The organism is Paenibacillus sp. JNUCC32 (genome assembly GCF_014863545.1).
Lineage (GTDB): Bacteria > Bacillota > Bacilli > Paenibacillales > Paenibacillaceae > Paenibacillus_AQ > Paenibacillus_AQ lautus_A.
Map to the genome: position 1 here is coordinate 5,989,831 of NZ_CP062260.1, position 18,296 is coordinate 6,008,126.

Genomic DNA, 18,296 nt, shown 5'->3' on the forward strand with positions numbered 1-18,296 from the left:
TTTAGGAGATGTATGATAGTAGTAGAATAAGTGCTTAATCGAATGAACCAAGAGGGGTACTACTGAAATCATGTGTGGGAGGACGGTATGAGATTAAAAACGCAAATGCTCAAAACGACGGTGACCAGCCTGCTGGCTTTTATGTTCATCGTCCTCATCGTCCTGGTTCCAAGGGATCTGAATCTGTCGCTGGACAGCAATTTATGGGTGACAAATTATTCCTTTGATCTGGGTGAGTATGTAACGCATATCCGGGATTATTTTGCAGCGGCGATTCAGAACGGTACGCTGGGGGAATCGCGATATAACGGCCAGTCTTGGGAAGCGGCCGCTTTCGGAGCCGTCGGCAAAAGCCTGCTCGTTATTGTATCCGCTTTATTCATAGGATTCGTGTTCGGCATTCTGAAGGGAGTCCTGGACTACAAATTGTCCAAGACCAAATTTAGCGCGCTGGGGCACTGGACGACATGGCTGTTCCAGTCCATTCCGGATTTTTTCCTGATGCTGATCGCCCAGTGGGTGCTTATTAAGCATGTTCCGGCTATCCGTTATTTTGCGGTTGATGGTTGGGAGGCCTTCGTGCTGCCTTCGCTGCTTGTCTCGATTTACCCGATTTTCTTCATTGCCCGAATCACGTCGGCCTCGCTGCTCGCACAGGAAGGCAAGATGTACATACTGCTGGCTAAAGCCAAAGGTCTGAGCGACCGGAAGGTTGTCTACAAACATATGCTGCGCAACGGCATCGCGACCATCCTGACCCATCTTCCGGGCCTGCTTGTCTTTATCTTATCCAACCTGCTCGTGGTGGAATATTACCGCAACTATCCAGGGGCGGCGTGGAGATTGTTTCTGGCACTGGATTTCAATACGTTCAGCGGCACCGGCGGCAATTATGAACCGGGTGTCATTATTTATATCGCATTTTCCTTTATGGTGCTGTTCATGATCGTCCAATGGATCAGTCATTCGGCACGCAAGTACTTTGATCCACGATAAAGATACGAGGTGAGTCGTCTTGAAGAACTTTCCTTTATGGATAGGCAGTATTTTGCTTGCTTTCTTTGTTTTCGTTATGCTGGCGGGGCCTTACATGCCCTTCATTGATAAGGATTTAAAGAAGGAACCCTCCAGATGGGTCATGAAGGACGGGAAGCAGAAGCTGACCCTGCCGCCTTATAAGCCTTCCTCGAAGAATTGGCTTGGATCGGACAAGCGAGGGGTCGATAACCTGAGCAAGCTGGTTGTGACCGCCAAGGATACGATCCTGCTGGTGCTCGCGATTACGGCTGTCCGATATGCGATCGGGGTGCCCCTGGGATTGATTGCCCGCAAGAAAAAGGGGTTCACCCACCGGTTCATCACCTTTTGGAACCAGTTGTGCTCCTATTTGCCGCCGGTCTTCGCATCCGCGCTGCTGCTTGCGCTTCCGTTCTTTCTCTTCTCCCAGCAGCGGATGGGCTGGGCCATTCTGATTCTGGCTAGCGTCGAAGCCGGGCGGGTGGCCATCACGATTCAGCAGCAGGCCCACAAGATGGCAAGCGAGCCTTATATGGAGGCCGGAACCGCGTTAGGTCTTCGCACGAGGACGCTGACGAAGAATTACTATATCCCGGTCATGTTCCCCGAAGTGATCGTCAACTTCTGTTTGGATATGGGGAAGGTCATGCTCCTGCTCGGCCAGCTTGCGATCGTGAACATCTTCCTTGGTCATGAATGGAAGGAAGTTAATTATTACGTCATGGAATTCGTGGAGACGGGTTATAACTGGGCGACCATTCTGTCCAAGCATCGGGCAGACATCTGGCTTGGGAAGTTCCAATTCGTGGTCTATCCGGCGTTTGCCATGATGCTGCTGATCATCACGTTCAACCTGTTAGGCGAGGGTTTGCGCCGCCGTTTTCAGGTTAAGGGCTGATTGAGGGGCTCTGGCTGTTAACGCAAAAAAACCGGAAGAATGAAAGCTTATGCAGGTGCTTCCCATAAGGAGGCAAGCTTCTGCCGAAGCCGATTTCTTCCGGTCTTTTTATGTCCATGCCGAATGCGGTTTGTCACGCTTCTACGGGGATATCCGGGTGAGCCCAGACGGACACGCTGCCGCCGTTCACCGGGAACAGGCCGAAGCCGTCCTCGCCGATCGTTACGCGATCCTTCCGGGTGCGGGTCAGATCCACCCATACCTCTCCGGCGCGATGCTCGCCGACAAACATTCGCTTATCCCCGGCTTCGCCGTTGGCGATGACCACCGCGCAGCCGGAACATTCGATTTCCGGTATGCCGCGGCGGACCCAGCCTATCGTATTCGGGTGGTCAAAATAATCATCCTGCTCGCCGTACGCCCGATTCGCCCGGGCATACAACAGCGGATCAATCGCTTCCCGTTTGCCGGGAATGGGGTTCTCGCCGCCGATTCCGTAATAATCGCCGTAGAAGACCGAAGGATAACCGTCCTTCCGCAGCAGGATCAACGCATAAGCGCTCTGCTTGAACCAATCCTCGACCCAGGATTCCAGCGATTCCTGCGGCTGCGAGTCGTGATTGTCCACAAACGTGACGGCATTCATCGGATGCGATTGCACGAGCGTATCGTCGAAAATCGTCCGCAGATCGAAGGAGCGGCCGGCTTTCGAAGCCGCTTGGAGTTTATAGTGAAGAGACACGTCGAACAGATCGATTTTATAATCCACCGTATCCAGGAAATTCCGGCAGTCCTGAAGCTCGGGGTTCCAGAACTCCCCCACGATGTAAAAATCATCGCCGCGCTTTTTTTTCATGGCTGCCGCAAATTCTTTGATGAAGTCATGATTGATGTGCTTGATCGCATCCAGCCGGAATCCGCTGCATTGCAGCGTATCCACCAGCCATTTTCCCCATGCAATCATTTCCTTGCGCACATCCGGATGGCTGTAATCAATGTTGGCAAACATCAGGTAGTCGTAATTGCCGAATTCATTGTCCACCTTGTCGCTCCACGATTTATTCTCGCCGACGATGCGGTAAATGCCGGAACGTTTGTTGATTTCGTCGTAATCGGTCCCGTTGAAATGAGTGAAGTTCCATTGGAAGGCAGAGTATTGGTCCCCCCGGCCGGGGAACGTGAATTTGGTCCATCCCTCGATCTCGAACGGCTTCGAAATATCCTTGGTCCGATCCATCTCGTCGACCTGTACCACCCGGAAACGTTCGGTCTCATCGGCGCCCGCCTTATGGTTCATCACCAGATCCACATAAACCGCGATCCCGTTCTTCTGGCAGGCCGCGATGGCATCGGTCAATTCCTGCTTGGTTCCGTACTTCGTGCGAACCGTTCCCTTCTGATCGAATTCTCCCAGATCATACAGGTCGTAAACGCCGTAACCATTGTCCTCGGCGGACGATGCCTTTGTCACCGGAGGAATCCAAACCGCGTCGATCCCTGCCTTGCTCAGCTCCGGCGCTGCGTTCTTGAGCCGGTTCCAGTGGGAGCCGTCGGCTGCCACATGCCATTCGAAGAATTGCATAATCGTATGATTTCGCTGCATACTTCCATCTCCTCTATCCTGATCGCTCTGCATGATGACTGCATACTAAGCTCAAATACCCAAGAAAGCGGGGGAGCTAAACCGTCCCCCCAGATCGGACACCCCCGCCCTTTTAGTTTTACCCTAAAATGGAAAGAAAAAGACGGGGCTGGCCATGCTGCAAAAACCGGAGTCGGTCTGAATCCAAAGCTCGGAGGATGGAAAGGGATTGGAGGCATTCACCGCCAAAAAGCCATCCCCCGCGAGCAGGGAATGGCTTTTCGTTTCGTGCACTGGGCCGTCACCTGATTGCTTATGCCATGGCATAAGTCAGCAGGATCAGAAGCACGGTGGTGATGGCCATGGCCAGCAGCGGCCGCCAGGCGCCGCGTATGTCCTTCAAGTGGACATTCAGGCCAAGTCCCACCATCGCCATGGCAAGGATGAAGGAGGCTGCCTGGGATATCGTATCCTTGATCGGCAGGGGAATGATCGGTTGTCCGGTAAATTCCCAGCTTCCCAGCAAGCTCGCTGCGATGAAGCCAAGCAGGAACCAGGGAAACTCCATCCGCGTTTGGCTCTGCAAACGTCCGGTCCGCTTCATCCAGACCATTAGCACGATGCTGAGCGGCACGAGCAGAAATACGCGGCCAAGCTTGGCAAGCAGGCTGATCGCAAGAGCATCTTCGCCTGCCGGAGCGGCTGCGAGTGCCACATGGGCGATCTCATGAAGACTTACGCCCGACCAGATGCCGTATTGGGTATCCGATAAGGGAAGCAGCGGCTGGACGAGGGTATAACCGATCGCGACGATGGTTCCGAGAAAGGCAATAAGCCCTGCTCCAAGCGCGGTATCCTTTTCCTTGGCTTTCACGATCGGGGACACGGCGGCGATGGCGGCCGCGCCGCATACGCCTGTTCCGATCCCGAGCAGAAGGGACAGGGACATATCGGCCTTCAGCCATTTGGCAATCATTAGTGTAAGCCCGATCGCAAACACGACGCTGATGACATCTCTCAGCATTAAATCCAAGCCTTGCTGGAATACGACGCCGATATTCAGCTTTAAGCCATATAGAATGATCGCTAGGCGCAGCAGACGCTTGGCCGTGAATTGGATCCCGATGCGCAGTCTCTCCGGGTAACCGCGGAGCTGCCGGTATACAGCGGCGATCAGAATTGCCCAGGCAAGCTGGCCAAGATAGCCAAGGCCCGGCACGCTGGCTAATCCGTAACCGATAAGGGCGATGACAAAGGTAAAGGCTACGCCGCCAGCAGTGGCGGGCAGCGAATGCTGCGTCCATCGAACCAGACGATGGACATGCTCTTGAGATTTGGAATATGCGGGTTCAGCCATAAGACATAACCTCCGATTCGTTCGGTTGGTCTGAACCCATCGTATCCCATTGCTTAGAATAAGAAAAATAAATCATTATGATGATCATCATAAGTAATTTATTATGGTAATATAACGCATAACCAAATATGGATCTGGAACGAAGGGGGCTAAAAGCGTGGATCAAGCACTGGAAGTATTCGTAGCCGTCGTAGACAAGGGGAATTTTACCCGCGCGGCCGAGGAACTGCTTATGACACAGCCGGCGGTAAGCCAGTATATCCAGGCGCTGGAGCGTTCCGTTGGCACCAAGCTGCTGGAGAGAACCAATAAATACGTCCGGCTTACGAAAGCGGGAGAGATCGTATACCATCATGCGAAGGACATTTTGGGCCTGTACACCCGCATGAACGCCCTTGTGGACGATTTGATGCATCGGGCAAGCGGCCATCTGTCCATCGGCTCCAGCTATACCTTCGGGGAGTACATGCTGCCGCATTTGATCGCTTATATGAGGGAGCGTTATCCCTTGATCCGCCCGTCGATTACAATCGGGAACACCAAGGAGGTGGCGGAGATGATATTGCGACATGAGGCGGATATCGGGATCGTCGAGGGCGACTATCAGGATGAGAAGCTGCATATCGAGGCTTTCGCGGAGGATGAAATGGTGGTGATGGTCCCCCGTGACGGGCGGTATGACCATCTGCAGGAGGTGCCGCTGTCCGAGCTGGCGGATGAGACCTGGATTGTCAGGGAAGCCGGTTCGGGCACCCGCGAGGCAACGGAGCGGATGTTCTCCCGGTATCATGTTCATCCTAAGCATATCGTGGAGTTCGGAAGCACCCAGTTGATCAAGGAATCCGTGGAGGCAGGCCTTGGCGTTACGCTGTTGTCGAGGTGGGCGGTGCGCAAGGAGATTCGACTCGGAACGCTGCATATGCTGGTACCGGATGGCAAGCCGGTGGCGCGCCAGTTCTCATGGATTACGCAGAAGACGCCTTATCACACCAAGGCCGTTGAGATCTTTCTGGAGCTTCTGCGTCAACAGCGTGGATTTCCTAAGGAAGTGTAGGGGAAGAAGGCGATTTCGAATCGAGTATCAAGGACATCCCGCTTAGGGATGTTTTTTTGTCCGGTCATGATTATAAATGCAATTGTTGGTTAAAAATAGTTACCAGAATCTATTGTATAAACCATATAAGAAATGACATGAAAAAAAGGGCGTAAGGAGGGTTAAACGATGAGAACATTTAATACCATCGCATTGCTGTTATTGATTATCGGAGGCATCAACTGGCTGCTCGTGGGTCTGTTTCAATACGACCTGGTCGCTGCATTGTTTGGTGGGCAGAGCTCTGTAGGCTCCCGCATCATCTATACGATTGTCGGACTGTGTGCACTGTACTCGATCCGCTTCTTCGGTGACGTTACGAATGACGACCGTTCAACAGCTAAGTAGGTTATATTTAGTGACATAAACATAACGCGAATGACAAGAAATGCCCGGGTTTGCATAAGCCAAAAAGCCGGTCCCTATTGGGGACCGGCTTTTTTTAATGTCCAAAACTTTGAAACTGTCCGTGTGGCGGCATGCTTATGTGAGGTGCAAATTCAACATATGCAGTATGAATTTCCCAGTATGAATAAGGGTTTTCGTGCTCTATAGTTATAGATAAAAACGACATATTTACGGGATCCGGAAGGAACCCATAGAATGAAGCCAAGTCATTGCAGCGCAAGAAGATGAAGTCAACTGCATGTTATATAAAATAACGTGTAGCTCGTCTATCATCAGCTTTTCTAAGACATGATGAAGGGAGTGAATCTGCTGCAGCTCGTGCTAGCTCAGCCCCGCTAAGAGCGCAATGCTTTGTACAAGGCATCCACCAGGCTGTGCGTAGCATCGCAGCTGTATTCCCAGAACATGATGCCGGCCAGCCCCTGCTCCTGTATGTATTTGCATTTATGGGTCAGGGATTCGGCGTCGTCGTAAGTGATGAAGCTGCTGCCGTCGAATAAATAAGGCGCTTTGGCTTCGTCGTCCCAGTACCGCTTATAGGAAGGATTGCTAAAATACTCGGCAGCGAGCTGGGTATAGGTCGGGCCGTAACCTCCGGAGGAGGGAGCGACCTGGAGGTATCCGTTGTTCACGTTCGGCACATCATTCCACTTCCTGGAATAGAATGCGGCCCCGATCACGATTTTTTCGCGCGGCACACCGGCTTGGGTAAACAGACGGACGGATGCATCGACGCTGATTCGGAACAGATCGCCGGTGGAGGTGTACAGGTTGGTGTGGTGGCCCGTCAGCGTCTGGAATCCGCCGCGCATGTCGTACGTCATCAGCTGAATGAAGTCGAGATAGGGGTGGATGTCATTGATTTCGGTGCCGTCGATATAATATTGATCGGCTCCGGCCGCGATGGTCAACAGGTAGTGTGTCTCGCCCCGCCCGTACTGATCCAGCGTTTCCCGGAGCTCCTTCAGCATCAGCGTAAAGTTTTCCTTGTCGTTTGGCGATGCCGCCGTTCCGGCGATCGAGTAGCATGGATACTCCCAGTCCAGGTCAATGCCGTCGAAGGGAAACTCTAGCAGCAGCTTGATCGCCGATTCGCACACGCTTTGTCTACCTTCCGACGTGGCTGCCGCTCTCGAGAATCCGTCGGAGCCCCAGCCGCCAACGGACAACAGTATGGTTAATTCGGGATTGACGGCTTTCAAGCGTTGGATCTCGTGAATGGTGTTCGTGTCGGTATACGTAATCTTGTCTTCTTGGATATGGGCAAAAGCGATGTTCAAGTGAGTGAGCCGCCGGGCATCTTCGGCCGTGATCTCGGATAAGACTTTGCGCCCTGCGTAGCCGGCTAAAATCCAGGATGATGGCTGCATGCATAATACCTCGTTTCTTTTAGAATATGTCAGTTTTGCTTTTACGGTTTATTTTTCCAACTTACGGTCAGATATGACATCTGTCAAGGATCATCCCGTTAGCGAGGATGACAATTTACCGTAGGGTAAGGGGTCAAAAACCACATGTTTTCCTGCCCGAAAAATGACAATACAAGACAGGGAAGGACGTGAAAAGCCCGTCATACCAATGGATGGCGCTGTTATAACCGGACAATTGAAAATGACATATTTACGGATGATGCCGCGATCCATACACTTGGGATGTAAGCGTTAACAATTCTGAAGCGGGCAAAGCCGCACGCTAAGGATGTGTGGTCAGGAAGGCTCTTTCTTTTACATTGAACAGGGGTGCTTTTCCGAAAAAAAATGGCCGGATTTTCATTAGAAAAGGAGGGGGCAACCTATGCAGCAAGATGGTCAATCCGCCCTGACGCAAAGCTTATCGGTGAACACGATGCCGAATCGTAAGAAAAATACATTATGGAGGAGGATGATTCGAAACTGGGAGCTGTATTTGTTTATCGCTCCGGCATTTCTGTATTTTGTCATTTTCCATTATGGCCCGATGTACGGGATCCAAATTGCCTTCAAAAACTTCATCCCGACGTTGGGAATAACGGGAAGCCCGTGGGTCGGATTCGACCATTTCGAACGCTTCTTTAACTCTTATTACTTCTGGGACTTGCTCTGGAATACCTTGAGCATCAGCTTGTATGAGCTGGCGATCGGCTTTCCGCTTCCCATCATCCTGGCATTGGCCTTCAATGAAGTGAAGGATTCATTCTTCAAGCGTACGGTACAGACCGTCACGTATGCGCCGCATTTTATATCGGTTGTCGTTATGTCCGGCATGATCATTACCTTCTTGTCCCCTTCGTCGGGCATGATCGTTAATTTTGTGGAAATGCTCGGTTTCCAGCCGCCGCAATTCTTGACGGACCCTGCCTGGTTTAAGACCGTGTACGTGCTGTCCGGCGTGTGGCAGAGTGCGGGGTGGGGCACCATCATCTATCTGGCCGCATTGTCGGGCGTCGATCCGCAGCTGCACGAGGCAGCCGTCGTGGATGGTGCCAGCCGATTCAAGCGCATTCTGCACATCAATATTCCGGCGATCGTACCTACGATCACGATCCTGCTGATTCTGAATATGGGCAGCATTTTAGGGGTTGGATTCGAGAAAATCCTGCTGCTGCAAAACCCGCTGAACATGAGTTCATCCGATGTCATCTCGACCTTCGTCTACCGGTCCGGTCTGGTCGATGCCCAGTACAGCTTCTCCACGGCCGTCGGATTGTTCAACTCGGTAATTAATGCGATACTGCTGATCGCGGTGAACCAAATTGCACGCCGCACCAGCGAAAACAGCCTGTGGTAGAAGGGGGAATAACATATGCCATCCACGGTAAGGGAAAGCAAGGGGGATAAATTATTCCTGCTATGCAACTACATCTATTTGACGATTGCACTGATCATCGTACTGTACCCGCTGCTGTACATTGTCAGCGCTTCTATCAGTGATCCGAAGTACGTAAGCTCAGGTGAAATGTGGTTGATTCCGAAAGGGATAACTTTTGATGGATATGCCAGGGTGTTTGAGAATGCCAACATTTGGATTGGCTATAAGAACACGATTATTTATACAGTGATAGGTACGATCGTGAATTTGATTGTCACGCTGCCTGCAGCCTATGCGCTCAGTCGCTCAGATTTTGTGGGTAGAGGATTCTTTATGGCGGTGTTCCTGGTTACGATGTTTTTCGGCGGGGGACTGATTCCGAGTTACCTGCTCGTGAAAGATCTTGGCATGGTCAACAGCATGTGGGCTCTTATACTGCCGGGAGCTGCGTCCATATGGAACATCATTGTGTCCCGGACGTTCTTCCAATCGACCATTCCGAAGGAGCTTCAGGAAGCGGCCCATATCGACGGCTGTACGAACTTCCGGTTATTCGTCAAAATCGTATTGCCGCTCTCGATGCCGATTATTGCCGTCATGGCGCTTTTCTACGGCGTCGGACATTGGAACAGTTACTTCAGCGCCATGATTTATCTGAACGATGCGGCGAAGTATCCGCTGCAGCTCTTCCTGCGTCAAATCCTGGTGCTTCAGGAGATGGCGGCTCAGGGCGGCGGGGCGATTGACGCCTCATCCGCTGCAGCGATGAATTCCAAAGCGGAAATTGCCGCACTGGTCAAATATGCGGTCATTATCGTTGCGACACTTCCGGTTATTGCTGTTTACCCGTTCCTTCAACGTTATTTTGTGCAGGGTGTTATGATTGGTTCCGTTAAGGGCTGATCTTAAACCATACAATCCACACCAAAAAAGGGGAGTTGTTGTCATGAAAAAGCTTCGCAAGGCATCATCTATTTTACTCTGCCTCACCCTCTCAGCAACCATGCTTGCAGCCTGTGGTTCACCTAAAGGAGATGGCGCTGCTACAGCACCGTCCGGGACAGCCAGCACGGAAGGGGTAAAGAAGGAAGGTTTCCCGATTGTGGATGAGCCGATCACGCTGACGGTCATGTCACAGGATGCCGGTGTAGCCGATTGGAATACGATGCCCGTACTACAAGAGATGGAGAAATTGTCAGGCATCAAGCTGGAATATCAGCTTTCTCCGATTGACAGCTTTGAAACAAAGAAAAATCTGGTGTTTGCGAGCGGCGATTTGCCCGATATGTTCTATGCGGCGGATCTGAAGCCGGCTGAGCAGGTAACTTACGGCAGCCAGGGCATCCTCATTCCGCTGGAGAAGTACATTGACGAGGGTTATGCACCGAACATCAAAAAGATTTTTGACGAGAACCCGGATGTCCGCAAATCTTTCACAACCCCGGACGGACATATTTACGCCCTGCCGTTCGTTGACAAGGCTGCCGTATGGTACAGAGGCCCGATGTGGTACAACGGCAAGTTCCTAAAAGCGCTAAACGTGTCCGAACCTAAGACTACTGAGGAATTATATACATTCTTGAAACGCGTCAAGGAAGAAGATCCTAACGGAAACGGAAAGAAAGACGAGATTCCGCTGACTTCCGTCAAGCTGGATGACCTGCGTATGTACTTCTTCGGCTTCTGGGGCATGTACAACGAAGGCATCTATTCCGACAAGGATGGGAAAGTACACTACCCTTATCAGGAAGAAGGCTACAAAGGCTATCTGACGTTCATGAACCGTCTGTGGAAGGAAGAACTGCTGGATCATGAGACCTTCTCGCAAACAGGCGATCAGAAAAAAGCCAAGGGAGAAAACAATCAGCTGGCTCTGTTTAACGACTACCATGCGTACTTCACGCTCGGCGGCGAGCCTAGCAGCGAGCATCCGCTCATGACGCCGGTGAAGAGTGAAATCGCCGACTCTCCGGTATACGGCATGCATCCTGGCATGTCGGCAAGAGGCACATTCGCCATTTCGAGCAGCAACCCGGCTCCGGAAGCGACCATGCGCTGGATCGATTACCTGTACAGCTATGAAGGCGCTACGCTGTTTAACCAAGGACCGGAAGGCACCCTGTGGAAATTCAAGGATGAAGCTAACCGCGTGAAAGAATGGCTCCCAGTGCCGGGCGGCGGCGATCGTGAGGAGTATCGCGGCAAAATCACGCCGAACTACGGCATTCTGACGCCTGGCGTCAATGATCCGGATGTTGCGAAAGGTCTTCGCACCGAATTCGATGAGTGGATCGACCAGCAGAACCAAGAAAAGCTTGTGCCGATCGGTAAATCGCCGTTCCCTAACGTCTACTTGACGAATGAAGAGCAAAGCGAAGCTACCGCACTGTTGTCCGATTTGGAAACGTACGTGAAACAGATGGAAGCCAAATTCGTGACAGGCCAAGAGCCGCTTGAAAACTGGGATAAATATGTTGCACAAGTCAAGAAAATGGGCAGCGACCGTCTCGTCGAGCTGTATCAAGGCGCATACGACCGCTGGAATGCCGAGCAATAATCAGATGCATAGTTGAACAACAAAGGGCCAACGTATCCCGGTCGATTCTTGACCGGGGGTTGGCTATTGTTTTTAAAGGGCAGGCAAGGCTATACAAACGGTCTTCCTAGTACCGTTATCACAAATGAAATATGGAGGTACACCATGTCGGAGAACAAGCTGGTAGAGGAAGAGCAAGCGGTAGTGGAGCAGGGCGTACATAATTTCAGCAGCGAGGACAAGTGGGTCAAACCGGAGGATCCGCTGCTCCTGGAGCGCCTGGAATGGTTCAAGGACCAGAAGCTGGGCCTGATGATGCATTGGGGGCCGTATTCCCAGCTGGGCCTGGTCGAATCATGGGCGCTGAGCGATAAGGACGCGGACTGGTCGCGCGACGGCATTGATTGGGATATCGATGCGGAGGAGCTTAAGCGGCAGTATTTCGATCTGAACAAGACGTTCAACCCGCTTCGGTTTCAGCCTGATCTGTGGGCTGACCTGGCAGCGGAGAACGGCTTCAAATATTTGAATTTTACGACCAAGCATCATGACGGGTTCTGCATGTGGGATACGCATACGACCGACTACCGCGTCACGGGGCCGGACTGTCCGTTCCATACGCATAAATACGCCGATATTACGAAGGAGCTGTTTGATGCCTTCCGTGCCAAGGGGCTCGGCATTTCCGCCTATTTCTCCAAGGCCGATTGGCATACGCCGTACTACTGGGCGCCGGGAATGGAAGCGGGGAGCTTTACGTCTCGCGGACCCAGCTACGATCCGAAGAAATATCCGTGGCTGTGGGAACAGTTCGTTCAGTTTACCCATGAGCAGATCATGGAACTGATGACCCGTTACGGCCGTATTGATGTGCTGTGGCTCGATGCAGGCTGGGTGAACGATTACCGGGACCAGAATATCCGATTGGGCGAAGCGGTGGAGAAAGCGCGCAAAATCCAGCCTTGGCTCCTCTCGGCGGACCGGACGGTCGGCGGGCCTTACGAGAATCTGATCACGCCGGAGCAGACCCTCCCTGAACGTGCTCTTCACGTGCCTTGGGAAAGCTGCATCACGATGGGAACCTCCTTCTCTTTCCGTTACGAAGATCGTTACAAATCGGTTCGTCAGCTCATCCATCTGCTGGTCGAGATCGTGGCCAAAGGCGGCAATCTCGCGCTGAACATAGGCCCGCAGCCGGACGGAAGACTGTCCGAGACGGCCATTTCAAGAATGAAGGGCATGGGCGCGTGGCTGAAGGTCTACGGAGAGGCCATCTATGGAACGCGTGTCTGCGAGCCGTATTCCTCCGGCGCGGTCCAGTTTACCCAAAAAGACGATACGACCTATGCCATTTATCTGTATCGTAATGAGCAAGAAGCCGTCCCTGAGGAGCTGTTCATTCCGATTCAGACGGCGTTCGGCCGCGTTGATCTGGTCGGGGGTCAGGAGGCACTGGATTATCGCCGCACGGACGATGGTGTCGCGGTCCGTCTTCCGGATCAGGAGCGTCAGGGAACGGCGCCGATCGCGCATGTATTGCGGTTTCGGTAAGAGGCGGACTGCATAAACGATTTCTCTCACGTATAACGACTTCAAGAAGAGGTGTGGACAGATATGCAGAAATGGTTCGAAGAAGCCAAGCTGGGGATCTTCATTCACTACGGCATCTATGCCGTGGACGGGGTCTCGGAATCCTGGTCCTTCTATAACGGGAGGATCACGTACGACGAGTACATGAAGCAGCTGGACGGTTTTACGGCATCGAAATTCAATGCGGAGAAATGGGCGGACTTGATCGAGAAATCCGGCGCCCGTTATGCCGTGCTGACAACGAAGCACCATGACGGCGTCGCCCTGTGGGATACGCAGTACAGCGATCTCAACGTGGTCAAGCGGACTCCGGCCAATCGGGACATCGTGCGGGAGTATGCGGAAGCGATCAGGGAGAAGGGGATTCACCTGGGCATGTATTTCTCCCTGATCGACTGGTCGCATCCGGATTATCCGAGCGTGTTCGAAGGAGGCAGGGTGCCGGAGGATCTCAGCGGCGTCAACCCGCACACCAGTCCCGTGGACGGCGTTCAGGATCAGGAGAAGTGGCAGAAATTCCTGGAGTTCAACAACAATCAACTGCGGGAAATCCTGACGAATTACGGGAAGGTGGATCTGCTGTGGTTCGACGGCGATTGGGAACGCAGCGCCGAGCAGTGGAATCTGCCGGAGTTCAAGCATTATCTGCAATCCTTCAATCCGGATATCATCATCAACTCGCGGCTTCAGGGCCACGGCGATTATAAAACGCCGGAACAGGGCATTCCGATCACGAGACCGGAGGGACCGTGGGAATTCTGCACCACGATCAACACCTCATGGGGCTACGTGCCGACAGACCATAAATACAAATCATTAAACCAGATCATTCGGATGTTCTGCGACTGCATCTCCATGGGCGGCAATATGCTCTTGGATATCGGTCCCCGCGAGGACGGCACCATCGATCCAAGGCAGGAGGACATTCTGCTTGGGCTGGGAGCTTGGATCCGAACTCATGAGGAGGCCGTATTCGGAACGGGCGAAGGCATTATGACCCGCTATTATCTGGGAGGAAGCACGATCTCCGAGGATCGAAAGACATTGTATTTATTTGTCTATGACGACCCGAAGGAGAATGTGTGCATCAAGGGACTGTGCAATCCGATCAAGAAAATTACCGTGCTGCATTCGGGCAAAGAGCTTGAACATGAAATCCATGGAGGCGTGCCTTGGTTCAACATTCCGGGGACGACGTGGATCAAAATGACGCCGGAAGATACGCATGAGCAGGTGACGGTCCTTAAGCTGGAGTTTGATGAAGAGCTGGAGATGTACGGCGGCTCGGGAGCCGTCGTCACCCATAACTAACCATATCACGGGGAGATAAACGCTTGATAGGCGCTTAGCCTCCCTCACGAAGCGGGGAGAATGACATGAACAGAAGTGGAGTGCCGGAGCCGAGGATTGAGTATGCTCCCAAGCATTACATATGCAGGCGTGCGGGACAGCCGCTCGTGCTGGACGGCCGTGTGGATAAGGCATTCTGGGATGCGGCGGAATGGACCGACGATTTCGTTGATATCGAAGGGGATCTTCGCCCGAAGCCGGCCAAACGGACCCGGGTTAAAATGCTGTGGGATGACGACTATTTTTATTTTGCCGCCGAGCTGATCGAGGATCAGATTTGGGCGACCTTGACGGAACGCGATTCGGTTATTTTCTATGATAATGACTTTGAAATATTCATTGATCCGGACGGGGACAGCCATCAATATTACGAATTCGAGATCAATGCACTGAATACGGTATGGGACCTGCTGCTGGTGAAACCGTACCGGGATGGCGGGCCGCCGGTTAACGGCTGGGATATCAGCGGTCTCAAGACAGCGGTGTTTATCGATGGGGAGTTGAATCGGCCTGGCGCCGATAACCGGAAATGGAGCGTGGAGGTCGCGATTCCTTGGTCCAGTCTGAAGGAATGCGCCGAAGACGGCCGCCCGCCGTTGCCGGGCGAGTTCTGGCGCGTCAACTTCTCGCGCGTCGAATGGCAGACCGAAGTGCAAGACGGGGAGTATCGCAAGGTGATGAATCCGGAGACGGGCAAGCCTTTCCCGGAGGACAACTGGGTATGGTCGCCCATGGGCATCATCAATATGCATTACCCGGAGCTGTGGGGTTATGTCGTATTCGCCGACGGCGAGGAGGGGCATCAAGCGTTCACGCTTCCGGAAGACGAGCGGATCAAATGGGAGCTGCGCAGGCTCTATTACCGGCAGCGTAATCACTATGAAGCCCACGGTGAATTTGCGCGGGAAATGAAAGAGCTCATGGGCGAGGATTCGTGGAGCATCCAACCCGTGATTGAAACGACCCGCAGCCTGTTCCAGATGAGCGCGCCTTCTTCCGACGGCACGGCTCTGATCTGCATTCGGGAAGACGGAAAGCTATGGAGGGAGTGAGCGGAGGATGACCAGCCAAACCATGGTGTTCTCGCTGGATTCGCAAACGCTGGAGCGGATCGAGCAGAAGTTTCAGGAGAAAATCGTTTTTGCGGAGGCCCGCAAGGATCAGCTGTTTCACGTATTTGAGCAGGAACTGACGGAAGAAGAGACTTGGGCCTTGAAATATTTGTTTGCTTACATGCCGGTGAACGACTTGGCCGACTACGATGGTGCATTGTTCTTAAGCCATGTGCGCCAAGCCTTGGACATCCGTAAGCGCGTGCCTTGGGGCGAGCGTGTGCCGGATCATCTGTTCCTGCATTTTGTGCTTCCATATCGGGTCAATACGGAAAATATTGAGGATTTCCGCGGTATCCTTTACAACGAGCTGGCCGAACGGACCGCGCGGTTATCGATGGCAGACGCCATTCTGGAGACCAACTACTGGTGTCATGAGAAGGCCACCTACATCGGCAGCGATCTGCGGACGATTTCGCCGCTGACGATGATCCGGAATGCGCGCGGACGCTGCGGCGAGGAGTCTACGCTGGCGGTGGCCGCGCTGCGAAGCATCGGCATTCCCGCGCGTCAGGTGTATACGCCGCGCTGGGCCCATTGCGACAGCAATCATGCCTGGGTGGAAGCATGGGCGGACGGCCAGTGGTATTACATCGGGGCATGCGAACCGGAAGCCCGGTTGAACCAAGGGTGGTTCAGTCCGCCGGCGCGCAGGGCCATGCTGATCAATACGCGAATTTTTGCCGATTACCCGGGGCCGGAGGATATTACCCTGAATGAGAAGGGATTTACGGAAATCAATTTGCTGGAGAACTATGCGCCGGCTCGCACCCTTGACGTGATCGTGAGGAACGAGCGGGGAGAGCCCGTATCCGGTGCAAGCGTCCGGTTTGAGCTGTACAATATGGCCGAATTTTATCCCATTGCCGAGATCAGGACGGATGAACGGGGAGTGGCCTCCTTTAAGACGGGTTATGGCGATCTCTTGATTCGAGCGGTCAGCGAAGGCAAGTGGAGCGAAATCTTATATAAGGCCCACGATAACGAACGTATTGAGCTTGTGCTTGCTTCATCCGAACAGCCGGCAGGAATCGTGGATTTCGATATGGTTCCTCCGCCCGAAGGAGAAGGAGATGCCGCGTCGGCGCTGCCGGAAGAGATGATCCGGGCTCATAATCGCCGTCTGGAGGAAGGGTCAAAGATCCGGACCGACTACGAGGGGACATTCCTGAGCGAGGAAAAGGCATTCGCGGTGGCCAAGACGCTAGGGCTTCCACCCGAACGGGTGTGGGACGTTCTGCAAAAGGCCAGGGGTAACAGCCGCGAAATCGCCGCTTTCCTGGAGGAGCGATCGGGCGAATATGGCGAGTGGCCGCTGCGGCTGCTGGAGTCGCTGAACGAAAAGGATTTGATTGATACCTTCCGGCAAACGCTGGATGATCATCTGATGGGCGCGGTCTCCCGGCGCGGATCGTGGGATGAGGATACTTTCGTGAAGTACATCCTGTGCCCGCGGGTCTCTTATGAAATGCTGGTTCCGTATCGACGCGTATTCAACCATGCCTTTACGGCCGTGGAGGCAGAAGCGTTTAGGGAAAATCCATCGAAGCTTGCCGGTCATTTGGATCAAGGCTATGCGTATCATGAAGATCTTCCCAACTTGAAGGGCAAGGGGAATCCGGCCGGCACGTACAGCCTGATGAAGGGAGACCAGCAGTCGCTGGATATCCTGTTCGTGGCGGTATGCCGCAGTCTGGGAATTCCTGCCCGGCTGCATCCGAGCGAGCAGAAGCCGCAGTACCTAGGTGATGGCGGTTGGGAAGATGCCGTATTCCGTCTGGCTTCCCATCGGAACCAGGAGGGATCGAGCTGGGGGATGCTGCAGCTCCTCAGGGATACGGAGGTTTCGAAGGACGTGCCAGCCGCATCCTATGCCGAGAATTTTACCTTCGCCCGCTTGGAAGATGGCGTGTACAAGACGCTGGTATACCCTTATGGCATGACCGATGTTTACGATGGTCCGTATGAGGTGGAGCCGGGTTCTTACCGCTTGACTTCGGGCGTCCGGCTGAAGGACGGAACGGTAAGCGTGCGCTTCACGTACTTTACCGTGCGAGCGGATGATACCGTAGCGGTAGCGCTGACGTATCGGGAAACGGCGGTCGACATTCCCGTGCTGGGCAAGCTCGAGACGGGCGGCGTTTTGACCCGGCTGGATGGAGCCGGGGCCGTTCTGAAGGGGCTGTTGGGATCAGAGGGAGCCATCGCTGCCTGGATCGAACCGGAGCGGGAGCCGACCAAGCATCTGCTTCGCGAGCTGAGCGAGCTGGCTGAGCCGCTCGACAAGCTGGGATTGCCGATTGTGCTGGCAATCGGAGATGCGGAATGGACGGCTTCCTTTGATCCGGCCGGCTATCCCAAGCTGCCGGCGCGCACGGTATTCGTGCGGGATTCCGGTTATGCTTCCTTATCGGGCTTCATCCCGGATCCTGCCGCGCATGAAGCCGGTTACCCTCATTTGTTCGTCCTGGACGGCCAGGACCAGATCCGTTATGCGGCTTCGGGATACAAGATCGGCACCGGGAAAGAAGCGCTGCAAATTGCAGCCGCGATATCACAACCCTAG

At 53.4% G+C, this 18,296-nt stretch carries 14 protein-coding genes; 11 read left to right on the plus strand and 3 right to left on the minus strand.

The features are described from left to right. Window positions 1-87 precede the first annotated feature (87 nt). Window positions 88-996: an ABC transporter permease subunit gene (locus tag JNUCC32_RS26490; protein WP_192570315.1), complete on the plus strand. Its 909-nt coding sequence runs from the start codon at window positions 88-90 to the stop codon at window positions 994-996. Window positions 997-1,015: 19 nt separating this feature from the next. Further along, complete coding sequence (locus JNUCC32_RS26495; protein WP_192570316.1) at window positions 1,016-1,915, plus strand: ABC transporter permease subunit; 900 nt, start codon at window positions 1,016-1,018, stop codon at window positions 1,913-1,915. A 133-nt stretch (window positions 1,916-2,048) separates the two neighbouring features. Here the strand turns inward: JNUCC32_RS26495 and JNUCC32_RS26500 are convergent, their stop codons facing one another. Both JNUCC32_RS26500 and JNUCC32_RS26505 read right to left on the minus strand, forming a co-directional pair. After that, on the minus strand, window positions 2,049-3,518 hold the full coding sequence (locus JNUCC32_RS26500) for an alpha-amylase (RefSeq protein ID WP_192570317.1): 1,470 nt from the start codon (window positions 3,516-3,518) through the stop codon (window positions 2,049-2,051). 292 nt (window positions 3,519-3,810) lie between these two features. Beyond that, window positions 3,811-4,854 carry a YeiH family protein gene (locus tag JNUCC32_RS26505; protein ID WP_192570318.1) on the minus strand — a complete coding sequence of 348 codons (1,044 nt, stop codon included), beginning with the start codon at window positions 4,852-4,854 and terminating at the stop codon, window positions 3,811-3,813. A gap of 157 nt (window positions 4,855-5,011) precedes the next feature. On the opposite strand from JNUCC32_RS26505, the gene JNUCC32_RS26510 reads away from it, so the two are divergent. Continuing rightward, window positions 5,012-5,908 carry a LysR family transcriptional regulator gene (locus JNUCC32_RS26510; RefSeq protein WP_192570319.1) on the plus strand — a complete coding sequence of 299 codons (897 nt, stop codon included), beginning with the start codon at window positions 5,012-5,014 and terminating at the stop codon, window positions 5,906-5,908. Between the two features lie 168 nt (window positions 5,909-6,076). Beyond that, window positions 6,077-6,295, plus strand: a complete 219-nt coding sequence (locus tag JNUCC32_RS26515; RefSeq protein ID WP_009593023.1) for a DUF378 domain-containing protein — start codon at window positions 6,077-6,079, stop codon at window positions 6,293-6,295. 395 nt (window positions 6,296-6,690) lie between these two features. On the opposite strand, the gene JNUCC32_RS26520 is transcribed toward JNUCC32_RS26515, so the two are convergent. Further along, window positions 6,691-7,725, minus strand: coding sequence for a glycoside hydrolase family 18 protein (locus tag JNUCC32_RS26520; RefSeq protein WP_192570320.1), 1,035 nt, complete (start codon window positions 7,723-7,725; stop codon window positions 6,691-6,693). A gap of 424 nt (window positions 7,726-8,149) precedes the next feature. Between JNUCC32_RS26520 and JNUCC32_RS26525 the strand changes: the two genes are divergently transcribed. The 7 genes from JNUCC32_RS26525 (at window position 8,150) to JNUCC32_RS26555 (ending at window position 18,296) form a co-directional block, all read left to right on the plus strand. Further along, complete coding sequence (locus JNUCC32_RS26525; RefSeq protein WP_071218755.1) at window positions 8,150-9,121, plus strand: ABC transporter permease; 972 nt, start codon at window positions 8,150-8,152, stop codon at window positions 9,119-9,121. Between the two features lie 15 nt (window positions 9,122-9,136). Further along, window positions 9,137-10,045 (plus strand): carbohydrate ABC transporter permease, encoded by a 909-nt coding sequence (locus tag JNUCC32_RS26530; RefSeq protein WP_096775761.1) that lies wholly within the window; start codon window positions 9,137-9,139, stop codon window positions 10,043-10,045. 43 nt (window positions 10,046-10,088) lie between these two features. Then, window positions 10,089-11,699 (plus strand): extracellular solute-binding protein, encoded by a 1,611-nt coding sequence (locus JNUCC32_RS26535; protein WP_015737871.1) that lies wholly within the window; start codon window positions 10,089-10,091, stop codon window positions 11,697-11,699. Window positions 11,700-11,843: 144 nt separating this feature from the next. Then, entirely contained in the window at window positions 11,844-13,229 is a 1,386-nt protein-coding gene (locus tag JNUCC32_RS26540) for an alpha-L-fucosidase (protein ID WP_096775762.1), read from the plus strand. A 63-nt stretch (window positions 13,230-13,292) separates the two neighbouring features. Then, on the plus strand, window positions 13,293-14,579 hold the full coding sequence (locus JNUCC32_RS26545) for an alpha-L-fucosidase (protein ID WP_015737869.1): 1,287 nt from the start codon (window positions 13,293-13,295) through the stop codon (window positions 14,577-14,579). Window positions 14,580-14,644: 65 nt separating this feature from the next. Beyond that, window positions 14,645-15,670, plus strand: coding sequence for a carbohydrate-binding family 9-like protein (locus JNUCC32_RS26550; RefSeq protein ID WP_192570321.1), 1,026 nt, complete (start codon window positions 14,645-14,647; stop codon window positions 15,668-15,670). Between the two features lie 7 nt (window positions 15,671-15,677). After that, window positions 15,678-18,296, plus strand: coding sequence for a transglutaminase domain-containing protein (locus JNUCC32_RS26555; RefSeq protein WP_192570322.1), 2,619 nt, complete (start codon window positions 15,678-15,680; stop codon window positions 18,294-18,296).